The 16,720-nt window shown below is 55.4% G+C and carries 14 protein-coding genes and 1 pseudogene; 14 read left to right on the top strand and 1 reads right to left on the bottom strand.

Features of this window, described 5'->3' with window-relative positions; translation table 11 throughout:
* Window positions 1-12: 12 nt before the first annotated feature.
* The 9 genes from tssM (at window position 13) to FHW68_RS12950 (ending at window position 13,107) form a co-directional block, all read left to right on the top strand.
* Window positions 13-3,537 (top strand): type VI secretion system membrane subunit TssM, encoded by a 3,525-nt coding sequence (tssM, locus tag FHW68_RS12910; protein ID WP_183680673.1) that lies wholly within the window; start codon window positions 13-15, stop codon window positions 3,535-3,537.
* Window positions 3,537-4,265 carry a PP2C family serine/threonine-protein phosphatase gene (locus FHW68_RS12915; protein WP_095633637.1) on the top strand — a complete coding sequence of 243 codons (729 nt, stop codon included), beginning with the start codon at window positions 3,537-3,539 and terminating at the stop codon, window positions 4,263-4,265. Before tssM ends, FHW68_RS12915 begins: the two co-directional genes overlap by 1 nt.
* On the top strand, window positions 4,262-5,278 hold the full coding sequence (locus tag FHW68_RS12920; protein WP_168185109.1) for a serine/threonine-protein kinase: 1,017 nt from the start codon (window positions 4,262-4,264) through the stop codon (window positions 5,276-5,278). Before FHW68_RS12915 ends, FHW68_RS12920 begins: the two co-directional genes overlap by 4 nt.
* Before the next feature lie 28 nt (window positions 5,279-5,306).
* Window positions 5,307-7,355, top strand: a complete 2,049-nt coding sequence (locus FHW68_RS12925) for a type VI secretion system tip protein VgrG (protein WP_183680675.1) — start codon at window positions 5,307-5,309, stop codon at window positions 7,353-7,355.
* Window positions 7,356-7,395: 40 nt separating this feature from the next.
* Complete coding sequence (locus FHW68_RS12930) at window positions 7,396-9,825, top strand: M23 family metallopeptidase (protein ID WP_183680677.1); 2,430 nt, start codon at window positions 7,396-7,398, stop codon at window positions 9,823-9,825.
* Window positions 9,826-9,834: 9 nt separating this feature from the next.
* Entirely contained in the window at window positions 9,835-10,257 is a 423-nt protein-coding gene (locus FHW68_RS12935) for a hypothetical protein (protein WP_183680679.1), read from the top strand.
* A gap of 79 nt (window positions 10,258-10,336) precedes the next feature.
* Entirely contained in the window at window positions 10,337-11,089 is a 753-nt protein-coding gene (locus FHW68_RS12940; protein WP_260296502.1) for a lysozyme inhibitor LprI family protein, read from the top strand.
* 248 nt (window positions 11,090-11,337) lie between these two features.
* Window positions 11,338-11,664 (top strand): hypothetical protein, encoded by a 327-nt coding sequence (locus tag FHW68_RS12945; protein WP_260296505.1) that lies wholly within the window; start codon window positions 11,338-11,340, stop codon window positions 11,662-11,664.
* A 78-nt stretch (window positions 11,665-11,742) separates the two neighbouring features.
* Entirely contained in the window at window positions 11,743-13,107 is a 1,365-nt protein-coding gene (locus FHW68_RS12950; RefSeq protein ID WP_183680681.1) for a lysozyme inhibitor LprI family protein, read from the top strand.
* A 127-nt stretch (window positions 13,108-13,234) separates the two neighbouring features.
* Here FHW68_RS12950 and FHW68_RS27070 read toward each other — a convergent pair.
* A pseudogene (locus FHW68_RS27070) lies at window positions 13,235-13,417 on the bottom strand (DUF6124 family protein); the annotation flags it as partial.
* 256 nt (window positions 13,418-13,673) lie between these two features.
* Here FHW68_RS27070 and FHW68_RS12955 point away from each other — a divergent pair.
* From FHW68_RS12955 to FHW68_RS12975, 5 genes are read left to right on the top strand one after another with little or no spacing between them, the layout of a single operon-like run.
* Window positions 13,674-14,123 carry a hypothetical protein gene (locus FHW68_RS12955; RefSeq protein ID WP_183680979.1) on the top strand — a complete coding sequence of 150 codons (450 nt, stop codon included), beginning with the start codon at window positions 13,674-13,676 and terminating at the stop codon, window positions 14,121-14,123.
* Between the two features lie 10 nt (window positions 14,124-14,133).
* On the top strand, window positions 14,134-14,511 hold the full coding sequence (locus tag FHW68_RS12960) for a hypothetical protein (RefSeq protein WP_183680683.1): 378 nt from the start codon (window positions 14,134-14,136) through the stop codon (window positions 14,509-14,511).
* 19 nt (window positions 14,512-14,530) lie between these two features.
* Complete coding sequence (locus FHW68_RS12965; RefSeq protein ID WP_183680686.1) at window positions 14,531-15,079, top strand: hypothetical protein; 549 nt, start codon at window positions 14,531-14,533, stop codon at window positions 15,077-15,079.
* Window positions 15,066-15,887, top strand: coding sequence for a type IV pilus biogenesis/stability protein PilW (locus tag FHW68_RS12970; RefSeq protein ID WP_260296508.1), 822 nt, complete (start codon window positions 15,066-15,068; stop codon window positions 15,885-15,887). Before FHW68_RS12965 ends, FHW68_RS12970 begins: the two co-directional genes overlap by 14 nt.
* Window positions 15,888-15,909: 22 nt before the next feature.
* Window positions 15,910-16,665 (top strand): lysozyme inhibitor LprI family protein, encoded by a 756-nt coding sequence (locus FHW68_RS12975; protein WP_183680981.1) that lies wholly within the window; start codon window positions 15,910-15,912, stop codon window positions 16,663-16,665.
* Window positions 16,666-16,720: the final 55 nt, after the last annotated feature.

Consider the following 16,720-nt stretch of genomic DNA (forward strand, 5'->3'; position numbering starts at 1 on the left):
CAGGGACGTGTGATGAAAAAGTTTTTCAAGAAAGTCGGCGCTTTCCTGCGCCAGACCTGGGTCTGGACCCTGCTGTTGGTGCTGTTCGTCGCGCTGCTGGTGTGGTTCGTCGGGCCGCTGCTGGCGGTCAATGACTACAAGTTCTGGGAAGGTTCGACCTCCCGCCTGCTGACCATCAGTGTGCTGTTCCTGGTCTGGGGCCTGACCATGGTCTTCGTCAGCTGGCGCGCCGGTGTGCGCAAGAAGGCCATCGAAGAAACCGAAGACGGCCAGGACCGTATTCGCCGCGAAGAGCTGATCGACGAAGAGCAGAAAGAGCTTCGCGTACGCTTCAAGGATGCGTTGAAAACCCTGAAGACTTCGAGCCTGTATCGCGGTCGCAGCGAGCGCTGGCGCAGTGATTTGCCGTGGTACTTGCTGATCGGCCCGCAGGGCAGTGGCAAGACCAGCCTGCTGGATTTCTCGGGTCTTGAGTTTCCGATCAACAAGATCGACCGCAAACTCACCCGCGACACTCGCGGCACGCGGCATTGCGACTGGTATTTCGCCGACCACGGCGTGCTGATCGACACCGCCGGCCGTTACCTGACCCAGCCGGATACCGAAGTCGATGGCAGCGCCTGGAGCACCTTGCTCGACCTGCTGCGCAAGCGTCGGCGTAACCGCCCGCTGAACGGGGTGCTGGTGGCCATTCCGGTGGAAATGCTGCTGGGCAATACCGAGCAAGACCTCGAGACCCTGGCCCGCCAGGTGCGTGCGCGCCTGCAAGACGTGCATCAAAAACTGCACGTCGACGTGCCGATCTATCTGGTGTTGAGCAAGGCCGATCGCCTGCTTGGTTTCGACGAATTCTTCGATCAGCTGACCCGCGAAGAAAGCGATCAGGTGCTCGGTACCAGCTTCCGCAAAGAGCAGAGCGGCACTGATGTTGCCGTGCTGCGCGCCGAGTTCGAAGAGCTGCTGCGTCGCCTGAACAGCCAGGTGATCATGCGCATGCACCAGGAGCGCGACACCCAGCGCCGTGGCCGCATCCTCGACTTTCCGCATCAACTGGGGCAGATCGGCGAACGCCTGTGCCTGTTCGTCGACCTGGCGTTCACCGGCAACCGCTACCAGCGTGTCAGCCAGTTGCGCGGCTTCTACCTGATCAGCGCGCCGCACCTGACTCAAGAGATGGACCAGACCACCGCCAGCATCGGCGCTAACCTGGGCATGAACGCTGGCATGCTGCCGACCCTGCGCAGCGGCCGTTCTCGGTTCATTCACCATTTGCTCAGCCGGGTGATTTTCCCGGAGGCCGATCTGGCCGGTCTGGACAAACGCGAGCGCAGCCGCATCCATTGGGGCCAGCGCGCCCTGTACGTGGGCGCACTGGCGGCGCTGGCGCTGTTCGGCATGCTGTGGGCGGGCGGTTTCTCGGCCAACTATGAGCGTCTGGAAAACCTGCGCTCACTGGCGCAAACCTGGAATCAGCAACGCTCGGCCCTGACCGCTCGTGATGACGCCATGGCGGCGCTCAAGACCCTCGACACCCGCTATGCGGCAACCCAGGTCTTTCCGAACAAAGGTGACGTGTCGTACCACGAACGCGGTGGCCTGTACCAAGGCGAAGACGCCAATCCAGTGGTCATGAGCGCCTACGAGCGTGAGCTTGAAGCGCAACTGTTGCCACGGGTTGCGACCCTGCTGGAAGGGCAGATCCGCGCCAACATGAAGGACCGCGAACGCCTGCTCAACAGCCTGCGTGCGTACCTGATGCTGAACATGAAAGATCGCCGCGATGCTACGTGGCTCAAGGATTGGGTCGCGAATGACTGGTCCCTGCGCTACGCCGGCAACACCGCGGTGCAGAACGGCTTGAACACCCACTTCGAGCGCTTGCTCAAGCAGCCGTTTATCTACCCGCTGAACGATCAACTGGTGGCGCAGGCGCGTCAGGTTTTGCGCAGCGAGTCGCTGGCTAACGTGGTTTACCGGATGCTGCGCGAGCAGGCTCGCAATCTGCCGGACTACCGCTTCAGCCAACACCTGGGCCCCCAAGGTGCGTTGTTTGTCGGCACCGATTACGTGATCCCGGGGTTCTACACCCAACAGGGTTATCAGCAGTACTTCTCGGTCCAGGGCACTGCGCTGGTTACCGACATCCTGCGGGACAACTGGGTGCTGGGCGAAGGCTCGGGCATCAGCGGCATGGACTTGCGTCGCCTGATGGTCGAACTGGAGCAGCTGTACTTTCGCGACTACGCCAACTTCTGGAGCGAAGCGGTCGGCCAGGTGGCCTTGCCACCGATCAACGACGCCGGTGAAGGCGCCGAGCAACTGGCGGGCCTGACGTCGGCCAACTCGCCGGTGCTGCAACTGCTGGTGGAAGTGCGCGAGAACACCCGTTTCCAGGTCATTGCAGACAGCGCCGATGAAGCTGCCGAGGCGGCTGACAAACTGGACGAGAAGGGCGGCAAGTTGGGCAAACTGGCTGCGGCCGCCGCGGACAAAGCGTCGGACATCGCGAAGACCTTGCCAGACACCGCAAAAAAATCCCTGCAACGGCGCTTCGAACCGCTGCACCGATTGCTGGATGACAACAACGGCCCGGCCGCTGATTTGACCCCGGCACTGACAGCACTCAACGACCTGCAACTGCAACTGTCGAGCCTGGCCCGTGCCAGCGCGCCGGAGCAGGCTGCGTTCGAAATGGCCAAGACCCGCATGAGCGGCCAGCGTGATGCGCTGAGCAACTTGCGCAATGCCTCGAACCGTCTGCCACGCCCTGTGAGCGTGTGGTTCAACGTGCTGGCCGAAGACACCTGGCGTCTGGTGCTCAACGATTCCTACCAGTACCTGAACCAGCGTTATCAGAGCGAGCTGTACAGCTTTTACGGCAAGGCAATCAACAAGCGTTACCCGTTCAGCGCCCACAGCACCAGCGACGTTGCGATCAGCGACTTCCGCGAGTTCTTCAAGGCCCAAGGCATTGCCGATCGCTTCTTCGACAACTACATGCGTCCGTTCGTGAGTGGCGATCCAGGCAACTACCGCCTGCGCAGCATTGACGGTCATAGCATGCCGATCTCCAAGGTCTACCTCGACCAGATGGCCGCGGCCCAAGTGATCCGCCAGAGCTTCTTCTCGATCAACCCGGCCGAGCCGCAAGTGCAGTTCAAACTGGAGCCGTACACCCTCGACCCGGCCGTCAGCCGTTCCGAGTTCAAGTTTGGCGACAAGACCATTGAATACCGTCACGGCCCGATCGTGCCGGTGTCCTTCAAATGGCCGACCGACGCTGAAGACGGTCGCACCAGTCTGGTCCTGGACAAAATGGTTGGCCGCCCGATCGGCATCGAGAAGAACACCGGCCCATGGTCGCTGTTCCGTCTGTTCGACCTGATGCAGACCGAGTACCTGACCGGTCGCGACGTGCTGGTGCTGAAAGCTGATGTGGGCGGCCTGCGCGCCAACTACTTGCTGTCGAGCCAGCGCACGCCGAACCCGTTCGACATGGGCGTGCTGCGTACTTTCCGTATGCCGGTGCAGCTCTGATGCTGGTTGCCAGCCCCTGGCGCAGCGCTGCGCGTACCGATCCGGGCAAGGTTCGGGCGCGCAACGAAGATGCTTTCCTCGACTGTCCACAGCAGGGGCTGTGGGTGGTCGCGGACGGTATGGGCGGTCATCAGGGCGGCGACATCGCCAGCCAGTTGATCGTCGCCAGCCTAGCGGAGTTGCCTGTGAAGGACGACTTCGACGAACGCCTCAAAGGGATTCGCCAGTGCCTGCACTGGCTCAACCGCCGCTTGGGTCAGGAATTGACCGTCACCGCCGGGCGCCACGACAGCATCATGGGCAGCACCGTGGTGGCGCTGCTGGTGGAAGGCAATCGCGCGGCCTGCATCTGGGCCGGCGACAGCCGCTGCTACTTGTGGCGTGGCCAGCGTTTGTATCAGCTGTCCAAGGACCATTCGCTGCAACAGCAATTGATCGACGAGCAGAACATGAGCGTCGAGCAAGCCCAGGCTCATCCTGCCGCCCATGCCTTGACCCGTGCGGTCGGCGCTGCCGAGCAACTGACCCTGGATGTGTTGGAGCTCGAGGTCTATCCCGGCGATGCGTTTCTGTTGTGCAGCGACGGTTTGTACCAAGGACTGAGCAGCGATGCCCTGGGCAACGCGCTCAGCCTGACCGCGCCGCACGTTGCGCTGGAGCGTCTGTTCGACGGCGCTCTGCGTGGCTCGGCCCGGGACAACCTGACCGCCGTGGTGATCCGCCAATGACTGAACTCATGCCACCGATCGACGACCTGCTGGTGACCGAAGAAGAAGCCAATAACCTGACTTACTTCGCCTTCGCCACGCCTCTAAACGGAAAGCCGCATCAGGCCGATCCTGTGCTGGCGCCCACCCGGGCCAGTATCGGCGAACTGCCGGACGTGCTGGCGGGGCGTTACCGTATCGAGCGCCTGCTCGGTGCCGGTGGCATGGGTGCGGTTTACCGCGCACGGGACTTGCTGAGCGAACAGTTCGGCGATCCCGATCCTTACATCGCGCTGAAAATACTCAGCGAAGAATTTGCCGAATCGCCGGACGCCAGTGCCTTGCTCTACAGCGAGTTCGCCCTGACCCGACGACTGCGCCACAACAACGTGCTGCGACCGCACACCTTTGAAGTGGACACCGACTGCCAGCGCGCCTTCATCACCATGGAACTCATGCGTGGGCTAACCCTGGACAAATTACTCTGCGAGCGGCCCCTGGGCCTGCCGTGGAAAGAACTGCGTGACATCGCGCTACCGCTGCTCGACGCGCTGGCCTACGCCCATGCGCGCGGCGTGCTGCACGGCGACATGAAACCAAGCAACGTGATGCTCAGCGAAGACGGCGTTCGCCTGTTCGACTTCGGCCTTGGCCAAGCGCAAGAGGGCATCTTGCCCGGCTTGCCGCACCTGAGCCGCAACCGCTTCAACGCCTGGACCCCTGGCTACGCTGCCCCTGAACTGCTTGAGGGCCAACCGTTGTCGGCCAGCGCAGACGTGTACGGCGTGGCCTGCGTGATCTACGAATTGGCGGGCGGCAAACACCCGTTCCGCCGCTTGCCCTCGACCGAGGCCCGCGACGGGCACCTCGAACGCGAGCTGCACGCACCCCGAAACCTGCCGAAACACTGCTGGCCAGCCCTGCGAACGGCGCTGGCTTTCGATGCGGCCAAGCGCACCATCACCGCCGCCCAATTGCGTGACGCCCTGGGCGTCACTTCGTCTTTGCTGCAACGCCTGCGACTGCGGGCGTAACGGATGACTACCGAACAGGGAGCAAGCCATGTTCAACCCAGCTAACGAAACGCACTTCAGCCTGACCGTTGAAGACTATGTGGGCGACCTGCAAGTGCTGTCGTTCACCGGCACCGAAGGCATCAGCCAGCCGTATCGCTTCGACCTGGAACTGGTCAGCGAAAACCCTGACCTGGACCTGGAAAAGCTCCTGCACAAGCAGGCGTTCCTCGCATTCGACCCGAAAGGCAGTGGCATCCACGGCCAGATCTACCGCGTTGCCCAAGGCGATGCCGGCAGGCGCCTGACCCGCTACAAAGTCTCCCTGGTGCCGCACCTGCAATACCTGCATCACCGCACCAACCAGCGCATCTACCAGCAGATGTCGGCGCCGAAAATCATCGCGCTGATCCTCGAAGAACACGGCATCAAGGGCAACGCCTACAAATTTCAGTTGAGCCAGCCGTGCCCGGACCGCGACTACTGCGTGCAATACGACGAAACCGATCTGCACTTCGTCCAGCGCCTGTGTGAAGAAGAAGGCATTCACTACCACTTCCAGCACAGCGAAAAAGCCCACCTGCTGGTGTTCGGCGACGACCAGACCGTGTTCCCCAAACTCGGCCAGCCAACGGCTTATGTCCAAGGCAGCGGCATGGTCGCCGACGAACCGGTGATCAAAGGCTTCAAACTGCGCCTGGAAACCCGCACCGGCCGTGTCACCCGCCGCGACTACGACTTCGAAAAGCCCAACCTGCGACTTGAAGCCAGCTATAAACCCGACGGCAAACCCGACGGCGAAAGCACCGAACCGGACCTGGAAGACTACGACTACCCCGGCCGCTTCCTCGACCGCGCCCGTGGCAAATTCCTCAGCCAACGCGCCCTCGAGCGCCACCGCGCCGACTACCAGCAAGCCGAAGGCCATGGCGACCAGACCACCCTCGTCAGCGGCCACTTCCTGGAAATCTCCGACCACCCGCGCACCGAGTGGAACGACCTCTGGCTGCTCACCGAAATCGTCCACGAAGGCAAACAGCCGCAAGTGCTCGAAGAGTCCGTGACCAGCGACACCACCAACAACAAAGACGACTTCCACCAGGGCTACCGCAACCGATTCCTCGCCACCCCGTGGAACGTCTTCTACCGCCCCGCGCTACAACACCCGAAACCCCGCGTTCTCGGCAGCCAGACCGCCATGGTCACCGGCCCCAAAGGCGAAGAAATCCACTGCGACCCATACGGCCGTATCAAAGTGCAATTCCACTGGGACCGCGAAGGCCTCGCCGACGACAAAACCAGCTGCTGGATGCGCGTCTCCTCCAGTTGGGCCGGCGACCGCTACGGCGCCATCGCCATCCCGCGCATCGGCATGGAAGTGCTAGTCACCTTCCTCGAAGGGGATCCTGATCAACCGTTGGTGACCGGTTGCCTGTACCACAAGGAAAACCAGGTTCCCTACGACCTGCCGGCGAACAAAACCCGCACCGTATTCAAAACCCTCAGCTCACCGGGGGGCGGCGGGTTTAATGAGCTGCGGATTGAAGACAAGAAAGGGGCGGAGCAGATCTTCATCCATGCCCAGCGGGATTGGGATGAAAACATTGAGCACGACCAGAAGATTCGGGTGGGGAATGAACGCCACGACACCGTGGAGAAGAACACCTACACCGAGCTGAAGGCTGAGGAGCATCGCACCACGATTGCGGATCGCAAGAGTGAAGTGCGGGTGGATGATCACCTGACGGTTGGGCAGAACCAGCACATCAAGCTGGGGACTGCGCAGCTGACCAGTGCGGGGAAAGAGATTCACCTGAAGGCTGGGGACAAGATTGTTATCGAAGCCGGGATGGAGCTCACGGTTAAGGCCGGTGGGAGTTTTATCAAGCTCGATGCCGGTGGGGTGACTGTTGTTGGGCCGGTGGTGAAGATTAATGCGGGTGGTTCGGCGGGGAGTGGGACCGGGATTGGGATTAAGCCGCCGGTGCTGCCGGGGGCGGCGGATAAGGATAAGGCGGGGAGTTTGATGGATCAGGCGTTGGGGAATGCGGTGCCTGAGAAGGTTAAACCGACAGTTGATTACCCTTTCTCGCTTTGAGCGGACGGACAAGCGTCAATATGAACAAGGAATTTTTTGAATGATCATTAGCCCTCCCTTTATTCCAGCTCCAGTTGCGGGAGAGACCGACGATGCCTTCCTGGCGCGCGCCATGGTGGGTGGTGTTCCTGGTGATGGTGGTTATCCACTGAGCTTTGACCTGAATTGGCATGGCGGCATCCACTTGACTGCTCCCCAAGAGGGAGGAAGTGCATTGCCTGTGCGCGCGATTTCAGATGGAAAGTTGGCATATTTCCGTAAACCCACCCTCGAGAGCACTACCCCTCAGGATCATGCATTACGTTATCGTAATAAGTGGACAGACGATGGATGTGTTGTGATTCGCCATGAAACTGAAATCGGAGAAGGAGCCAAAGCAAAAATCGTCTTCTATTCAATCTATATGCATCTTTCAAAAATTGATTTGGTCAATCCTAAAGTAGGTGATCCTGTCTATCGCATGGATTCTGTAGGCGAAGCAGGGAGTGTATATGGCGAAAAAAATCGAATCCATTTCGAGATAGTTGCAGATGACAGTCAAATAGAAAATATTGTCGGACGCAAAGAAAGGGATTTGGTATTTCAGACAGATGAAGGGAGAAAAGACAGCTTTTGGGGTGATACGCATTTTTTTATCCCAACTGAAGTTCTCATATACGAAAAGCCGCCTCAGAATTTGCTGGCCACACAGAACAACTTTCAGGTTGTTTATCGGTGCCCCGCTATGCCGGCAGGACCCGCGAAAATTGAAGAGGCTGGTGCGACGACATCCTTATCCGGTGACTCCAATTTAGTCCATGGATATGAGTGGGCATTGGCTTCGGAATTACAGAACGGTTTATTTGTTCAAATGAGCTATTCTGGCGGTGAATGTAAGCTTAAAACATTTACCCATTCTGGATTCGAACTGGGAGCGTTCACTGAAAAGGCTGAGTATGAGTACCGGCTTTATAAAGCCGCTAGTGATACATATCCGCAGTCTCCTAGTGCCGGCTTTGAATTGTTGAGATTTGGTCGAGTCCTTGGTGAGGACCGCCTTCAGCCTGTCGATGCAGCCCACTGGCGTCAAATAAAGATTCCCGGAAAATTCGGAGAGGAAGAAAAAGTTGGGTGGGTTAACCTAAATCATCCATCGATCACCAAGTTTAGCGATGCAGACTTTCCTCATTGGCAAGGATGGCATTTGGTTGATGATGACAAAGATATGGATAGCCATTGTCAATCTCCGTTTGTTCGAGCGTTATTGTCTTTGGATATTAATAAGGTTGTCTCGGACAATACCGATGCGGTGGGGGTGGCGACTTCTCCAGGATATAATTCTCTTACTCAAGATCAAAAGCTTCAGTTGTCAGAGCGCTATGTGGCTGAGCGTAGTTTAAGCAAGGCTAGGTTAGAGTTGCCTGAAATGCAAAGTCGAATTAAGCGCCTTATATGTAAATTTCCAAGTGAATGGTGCAAAAATGATTTCGATAACCGCTACGACTGGTTGCTCAAAGTGGCAGAAAACGGACCGATGCCACAAGATGCTTATGAAAAACTGAGGAAACATCAACAAGCATTGGGTTTTTGGGAGGAAGCTAAAATTGAAGGAATAGAAAATAAGCATTGGCATTTTCCTCCTAAAGAATTTATCTCTGCATTTAGGAAATGTGGCTGGATGAAAGCAGAGGAAATGACTCAATGTATGCCGCGCCGCTTATCCCACTTACACCATGCGACATTCAACGTGACGAATCTCAGCTGGGCTGCTGCATATAAAATCATTAAGGATTGGTCGGATTCGTTTAACTTGGCGACGAGGCGGTATGGAATTGCCGCGAATAAGTTGCGGGTACTCCATTTTCTAGCTCATGTTATTCCAGAGACAGCCAATCTACGATTGGTGAAAGAGCTCGGTGGTGAAAACCAAAGTTATAGTCCGTACTACGGGAGGGGGCTGATTCAACTTACATGGCTTGCAAACTATAAGCTTTATGGTAACTTCAGAAAGCTTAGTACTCCGAGTACTCCTCAAAAATTTCACGAGCTAGGTTGGGATCCTGATGTGCTTATAGCGCGCAACGTTTCGGGTGATCATAACTATAAAAACTGTGCTGACAGTGCATGCTTCTATATAATTCAAAAGAAAAATATGCTTAGTCATTTGGATGCTGGGGTGGAGCAAAACAACGCGATCGCAGCAAGTAGAGATGTTAATGGTAATGTGGCAATTCAAAATTTGAACGGATTAGATGCGCGATTGCAGTCGGTTATCTATCTCAAAAATATTCTTTTGGATTATCCAAGAAAAGGTGATGCGCAGAGTTTGACATTCGAGTGGCGTAGGAATAGTCAGAAGGAGCCAGTTCTAGATCAAAATGGTCATCCTGTTATGATTCCGCAACCGCCACCAAAGCCCCCGCTCGTGAAGAAGAAATTTTACTTGGGGACGCACACTATTAATGTGTCATTAGTCCATCAGAAGCCATGAGGAATTGAGATGAAAAAGCTGCTTTCATTAATTTTATGTGTATTTCCGATTTCTGCGTATTGTGAGGTTGAGTCAGAATCTCTTTGTTTTGAATCTTCACCTGGTGGCCAGATAAAGTATGAGTTGCGGACTTATTCTGACTCGTCTGCTAATTGGTTTGGTGGCTTTGTTAAGTATAAGAAATCAAAACAGCCAATATCGTTGGTATTAAAGCGTGTCGAGCACGAAGAATTGGACCCGCAAGCGCCGACTCAGTTAACGCGTACATGGTCAGAGGTTTTAGATGGGCAGATAACAGGTGAGTATGAGATGGTTAGCCAAGGCGGAAATATAGTTTCGATGGTCTACAAAAAAAAGAGTGGAAAGGAGTATTCCTTTAGCTTTGATCCAACAGTCGAAGTCTCTGTAGATGGTGGGTGTGAATGGAAGTGATTGTTTAGAGTTGTTGGTAGGGTGCAAGTTTTTTTGTTGGTGGTTTTGGCTTGAGACATAACTAAAGTCGGGGGGGTAAATGTTGCGTCTTTTCAGATCGGTCTGGATTTTGCCTGTTGCTATGTTTTCAATCGTTGTCAAGGCTGAGGGGACTATGGTCGCAACTGTACTCCAGGCCGATTTTACTCGTGATCCTGAAGTTCGATTGCTAGTAAGGGTTGCGGATGTCGGTGGAGGCGAAGTTTCGGTGCCAATGGCGAGCCGTAGCGACTGCCATAAGCGGATCAAGTCACCGGATCGTCCGGGGCCAGATCCTTGTTTTTCGGTAGGTATAACTGAAGATCAGCAGCCAAGAAATATCATCCAGCAGACTCTGTTGAATGATCCCCAGCTGTCTACTGACCCCATATACCTCGAAATTGTCTATCGTTCGGAGGTAAACGAAAGCGATCCTACGAATCATCATGGGCGATCCGCTCTACTTCGAATTGAAGAAAACGGTTTCTACAACTGGAATGATGAAGCCGAGCAGGCTTTAGCTGATGTGGAATTGCAGGCTTATTCGCACGATTTACTTGATGTAGAACTTGTTGATGCAGATGCTCGGCTCAATGCTGCATATCGGGACCGAATGGCTCGTCTTGACGAGGCTAAGCAAAAAGGATTGAGAGAGGCACAACGGGTCTGGATAAAATTCCGAGATGCGGAATGCAAACCGGATCCTAAATCAGATAGATCAGTTTCTGGAGACTCAACAGAACAATGTCTGATTCGCGCGACGGGTGAGCGAACGCGTCAACTGGCTCTAGCTCCTGAAAAATATAAAAATTGATTTATCCCAGAGCTAGTGAAAGCGGCAACTTCATCTGGTTAATAGCTGATTCAAAGGGCATGCAGTGAGAATACTACTGTTATTAGGTATGGCATGGCTGCCAATGACAGCCATGGCGTCGGGTCTTTGCGATCCTAGGAACGACTCCAAATACTTTCCTTTCACAATGGTCGGATAGCGGCGAAAGTCCCGAAGACATACTTTCGAGCTCCGACGGGAAAGAGTTTTCCTTTGATCCAGGTCACGTCGTGTACCGCGGCGACCTCAATGGCGATGGCGTAGAAGATTTTATCTTCAACTCCCGTGTGGGTATCGGTTCGTCCATGGACAGCACATTCGCCTTTCTGATTCAGTGCCGCGGCTACCTGAAGCATGCGGGTGGTGATTACTTTGCGGGTGTCAAGGTGTTGGATGGCGCTCGCAAGGACGGCGGCAATTTCAAGGAGATCGAGATCTACTCCTACATCAGAAACTCCAGCGGCCAGATTCGATACAAGGGCGACAAAGCGATGACCCGTCCGCATCTGTGGCGTTTCAATCCTCAGGCACAGCGCTATGAAGGGCAATCCGAGTAAGCCGCTGAGGTGTATGTAACAAATTTTTCCAGATTAGGTTGCTTGGATTTCATCTGAATAGATCAAGGATAGAAGACAGTGAAACACTTTTTTTTAGGGGCTCTTTGTACATTGACATGCCAGGCCGTTCTACCGGTTTCACTCGCACTTGCTCAGGATGAGTGCACCGGGAACATCACAAGCCAACAAGTTGATAAGTGCTCTGACGTATCGAAGGTTGCTGCTGATTCACAGTTGAATACGAGTTACCACCAGCTGATGGCTCGACTCGAAACGCAGTATCGAGCCGAACCCGACACAGGGACGGCGTATACGGCGAAGGTCAAAGAAGCACAGCGTGTGTGGATAAAATTGCGCGATGCGAATTGTCCGCTCGAAGCGTTTGAGATTAAGCCTGGCACGTCCGCCTATGTGGTGACGGTGAACAATTGCATAGCAAGAATGAGCCGCGAGCGCTCAGTCTTTCTGGACAATATTGCGCCCGACATCGTGAGTGGCTCCGCTGTTGGGCGTGGATCAGGTGTCTCGTGTCCATCCCAGAACTTTGCTCAGTTTCTGCCGGCATTCTCTGCCAGTACTGAGTCCCAGAAACGACTAACCGCGCTGGCGGTAAAAATACTGGTGTTGAAGCGGACTTCGGACCCTGGTCGCTTTGAACCGCAAATTACTGCTGAGACAGGCTCGAGTTTGGCGTTTCCGTTGATGGCTGCGATGGAAGGCAAGACTGAAGGGGTTGAGATCGAAACGGTCGACGACACTCACATGAGCGTTGTGGATAAACGGGCCGGTAACAGCAATATCAAGATTTTTAACTTTTCTAAAAAGTCGTGCTGGTCGTTGGTGGGGATTGAGGATTGGTCGATAAGCGAGAAGGAGCTTGTTGCATCCAGTAAACCCGGAATGAGCCGTGCCGAGAATTTCTGCTATCAACGTGCGGAGGGTTTGGGTGGTTTAGGCGCGCTTGAACAATACCGGCTGACTAAAGAATTGCATGAAGCGTCCCTGGAAAATTATGTATGTGCTGCAGAGTCGGGTGATCCACAGGCGAGTCTGTCGGCGGCAAGCTTGAGTCTTTCGCAGATGGCACCTCAGTTGGAAACCAGCAAGCTTGAGGCTCTGCTTAAAGCGGCATCGACGACACCGAGCGGCGCGTTGGGTTATGCCACTTATTTTTGTAACGGTAATTCCACCGACTATAACGGCCCTTGCCTGCACCCCGAGCAAGCAGAAAGGGAAGTTATTCGCGCGGTTTCCATGGGATCCACAGAGGCGATTAACTATCTGGCTTCTTCTTTTGAGAGTGGCGAGTTGGGAACGAAGGATATGTCCCGGGCGTTGGCCTGTTATCAGTTGTCAGCTGACAAAGGTAGCCCGCGGGGTAGCGACAGCGTGAAGCGCTTGGTTTCGCAAGGCTCAGCCATAAAGGCTAGCCACTGTCTGTGAATTTCGCTGTGCAGATATAAACGTTGAAGAAGGGGGCGTTCAACTGGTCGATCGTATTGAGGCTCGGTGCGATTTTGGTTCAGCAAGAAGGGGGGCGCGAAGCCCCCGTTCTCTATTCGCGAAGTTGCTATACCTTCGCCCGATACTCCGCCGGATTCGGCGAATCAATATGATCCAGCGCTCGCTCCACCATCAACTGCACCCCATCCGCCATTCTGCTGAGCGCCAGGGCGACTGAGCGGCGGGTGCCGTCGATGTCGTCAGCCAGGTCGGCAGCGATGGCGCTGATGGACTTCAGGTCTTCTGAGGCGAAAAGGAGACTGATTTATTTATAAGGTTTATGAGGTAGGTTTAGCTGTCGATAAATAAATCACCCTTTTCACCGTCCCCTTTTCACCTTTCCAGTCCTCCTTTGGCTATCAGCGCCGAAGGGTTTGAACAAATCAAAACAGCGGTGCGCAGTATTGTTTTTGAGAAAGCAGCCCAATGATGTACCCCATATACGGAGTTACAGCGTGAAAGGATGTTCAGTTCTACTCGGAGGCCTCTTGGCCATTGCCACGTCCATGGCTTTCGCCGCCGACCCGGACTTCAAGGACTACACCGTCACCCCAGTGTTCACCGGCACCAACCATGAACCGGTACCGCAAGAAAACAGCAACGCGATGATGGATCAAGCACGAGCGCAGGCTCTGAAAGGCAAGGTCAATTTCGCCGGTCATTACATCCTGTACAGGCTCGGTTGTGGCGGCAGCGCCATTTGCGGCGAAGTGCTGGATGCGCGTACGGGGGACGTTGTCGTCGGGCTGCCGAACGCATACGAAGGCAGCACTTTCGATATGGCCTACCAGTCCGATAGCCGCTTGATCTTCATTTCCGGCCTCGCGCTCAATGGTGAAGAGGACGCGCAAGGCAATCGGTTGGAAAGTCGTTACCGGGATCGTTACTACGAGTTTGTGAACAATGAGTTTCGGCTGCTGACGATCACTGACGCGGAATCACCGCCGCTTGATTAAGGATGATTGGATGAACCGCTTTTCCATTCGGCCCACGCTGAATGCTCTTTTACTGTTGCCCCTTGCCTACGCCATCCCGGCAACTGCCGAAGCAGGAAGTTGCTACGGCTACCTCACCGAGATGGTCAGGAGCAGCAACTTCCCGTTCCGCTATGTCGGCAAGGACAAGGTCAACCTGCTGATTGACGATGACGACGGAGAAACCGTGCGGGCCAAGTTGCTCTATGACACGAACGGCACCGGAACCATCGGCTGGATCAAATACATCCCGGCCACCCGAGTGTTGCTCAATACCTCGGCTGAACTGGAGGAACCGGTGGAACTGTCATTCGATACCCAATTCGCCGACGGCTATGCAAAGTGCCTCGCGAAAAAACAGGCCAGTTAACGGTGAAAGGGAATTTTCCATGAATCAGCGTCTTCTCGCGGGCAGCCTTTCGCTGCTGCTCTCGTTTCCAACTTTCGCCGCTCCTTCGGATGCCTACACCCAACGCGATGTCATGCAGTGTGGCGGCGTTGAAGTGGTATTGGTTTCGTCCTGCCGATCCGTGACGGTGCAAGAAACTGAAACCCACGTAATCCCGGTCTGCTCCGATCAAGCAATCAACATCGGCGGCAAAATGCTTCGGCGCAACATCGACAAAGTTTCACAGCTCACGTCCGACGGTGCGAAGACGAAGATGTTGAGTAACGTGGTCGTGGCGATGGATTGCGTGAAAGGAACCAAGGGCAGCCTGGTTTCAATTGGCGGTTATGGCGGGTGCGGATCCTGCCCGGAGTGGCGCGGGTATTACTCCACGGCCGGCCGGTTAGAGCATTACAGCTACAGCAATAGCTATCGGTCGTTTGGTTCGAAAGGTTCTTGGGAGGGGCTGATCGAGGCTTATGGCGTCACGAAGAGACAACTGCAATCGGAAAGCCCTGCAGTGAAAAGGATCGTTTATGGCCAGCCTTAAGTGGGTGTTGATGTTCGGCAGCCTGTTTGCCGCCAGTGCCTTTGCCGAAGACCTGCCAATAGTCGGTGTCGGCGGGCACACAGTGACGTTTCGGGCGACAAAATGGACGATGCCCGGTGTGGAGTCGGCGACCGCCTGGTTCACCGCAAACGGCAAAACCTTCCCACTCTTCGGCTCCGATGTTGGCGCCGATGGGCACTCCGACTGGCTCAGTCCTGACAAGAAAACCTTGTTGCTCGACCCGGTGAGCTTCGGCATGTTGTCGGTCGAGAGTGGTGAAGAAAAACTGGTGTCGCAACAGCATTGCGATGTGATCTCGATGGAGACCGGTTGCGTGCTCGCTGAGCGTTCTGCCAGCTTTTGTGTCGGTAAATGGGTGGGCAATCAGTGGGTTTCCAACGACGGCGAAGTGTTCAATCCCGTCCTGGAGACGAAGCCCCCAAAGGACTTGTTGAGGCATGTCGTGGACGAGCCGGCGCAGTCCCGTGCGGAATCCATCGAATGGAGCCTGAGCTTTTTGAGTCCGGAGTCCTACATGGCGTGTCATCCCCCGGCGCGTAATGTTCAGGCGTTCAATGACTTGGGTTTCTACTTGGCCGAGGGTGGTAACGATGCGCTTGCACTAAAATTTTATCGAGGCGTTGAGGCGGTCGGTAAACGCACAGTGTTGATGTTGAACATCGCCGATTCACTGTGGCGCCTTGGTCGCAAAGACGAAGCGCAGCGCTATTACAGCCAATACCGCGACGCGATGAGCGCCGACGGCAAGGCGCAGAAAATTCCGCAACGTGTAGTTAGCGATTTGTAATTCAGGGAATGAAAAATTGAATATGTTTGTGCGCTGTATCGCGTTGTCCTTTGGATGCCTGTTTGCCTCCATCGCGATGGCCAAGGACGAATGCAAAGAGACCACGGTGAGTTGGCAGATTGATCTGTGCGTGGAAGCGGCACGCAAAGAAGCTGACGCACAGCTCAATGCTAGTTACAAGAAACTGCTAGCGCGGTTCGAGTCTCAGCAGCGGCGAGACCCTGAACAGGGCAAGGCATTGATGGCGATGGCCAGAGAGGCCCAGCGCGCGTGGATCAAGCTGCGCGACACCACGTGCCCGCTCGAATCCACGGAAAGCGAGCCCGGTGTGGCACTGCATGTTACGACTATCAACAACTGCATGGCCAGAATGAGCCTGGAGCGTGCGGCTTATCTGGACACTATCGTCGCTGATGAGCCGGGTAATGTGGTTGATCTCAACAAGGTGTTCCTGTCCGGCTCCCAGCGCTTCGGCGATGTCGTGGCGCGTTATGTCAGCACCTTTGGCAGCCCTTGTTTGACGGTTCAGATTCTGGCGCCTAACGGCGGCTGGAGAGTGCTTTCCTCCAAGCGGTTTTGCAGTTTTGACGGCAAATCGTTTTGGGATGGCTATGCCAGTGCGTTGTTTGAGGATCATGCATTTGCTGCCGATGGTTTACACCTGACGCTCAGCTTGTTCGAGCTTCGTGGGGACGGAGAGAAGCGCCTCGCTTGCGTGATTCCGATTCAGAATGAGCAAATCAAAGAACTGAAGTGCGGCGCATCTGAGGCAGCGTGAAACCATCAGCGTAAACATTTGAAGATTGATCAATAGGGAAGTGGGTGGAGTTGGC

The sequence above is a fragment of the Pseudomonas sp. Tn43 genome, assembly GCF_014192635.1.
Taxonomy (GTDB): Bacteria; Pseudomonadota; Gammaproteobacteria; order Pseudomonadales; family Pseudomonadaceae; genus Aquipseudomonas.

Excerpts from the sequence above, each read along its gene's own strand:
- FHW68_RS12930 (WP_183680677.1), top strand. The coding sequence starts at position 7,396 with ATGATCATTAGCCCTCCCTTTATTCCAGCTCCAGTTGCGGGAGAGACC.
- FHW68_RS12955 (WP_183680979.1), top strand. The coding sequence starts at position 13,674 with ATGGCTTTCGCCGCCGACCCGGACTTCAAGGACTACACCGTCACCCCA.
- FHW68_RS12960 (WP_183680683.1), top strand. The coding sequence starts at position 14,134 with ATGAACCGCTTTTCCATTCGGCCCACGCTGAATGCTCTTTTACTGTTG.
- FHW68_RS12970 (WP_260296508.1), top strand. The coding sequence starts at position 15,066 with ATGGCCAGCCTTAAGTGGGTGTTGATGTTCGGCAGCCTGTTTGCCGCC.
- FHW68_RS12975 (WP_183680981.1), top strand. The coding sequence starts at position 15,910 with ATGTTTGTGCGCTGTATCGCGTTGTCCTTTGGATGCCTGTTTGCCTCC.
- FHW68_RS12940 (WP_260296502.1), top strand. The coding sequence starts at position 10,337 with ATGTTGCGTCTTTTCAGATCGGTCTGGATTTTGCCTGTTGCTATGTTT.
- FHW68_RS12965 (WP_183680686.1), top strand. The coding sequence starts at position 14,531 with ATGAATCAGCGTCTTCTCGCGGGCAGCCTTTCGCTGCTGCTCTCGTTT.
- FHW68_RS12925 (WP_183680675.1), top strand. The coding sequence starts at position 5,307 with ATGTTCAACCCAGCTAACGAAACGCACTTCAGCCTGACCGTTGAAGAC.
- FHW68_RS12935 (WP_183680679.1), top strand. The coding sequence starts at position 9,835 with ATGAAAAAGCTGCTTTCATTAATTTTATGTGTATTTCCGATTTCTGCG.
- FHW68_RS12920 (WP_168185109.1), top strand. The coding sequence starts at position 4,262 with ATGACTGAACTCATGCCACCGATCGACGACCTGCTGGTGACCGAAGAA.
- FHW68_RS12915 (WP_095633637.1), top strand. The coding sequence starts at position 3,537 with ATGCTGGTTGCCAGCCCCTGGCGCAGCGCTGCGCGTACCGATCCGGGC.
- tssM (WP_183680673.1), top strand. The coding sequence starts at position 13 with ATGAAAAAGTTTTTCAAGAAAGTCGGCGCTTTCCTGCGCCAGACCTGG.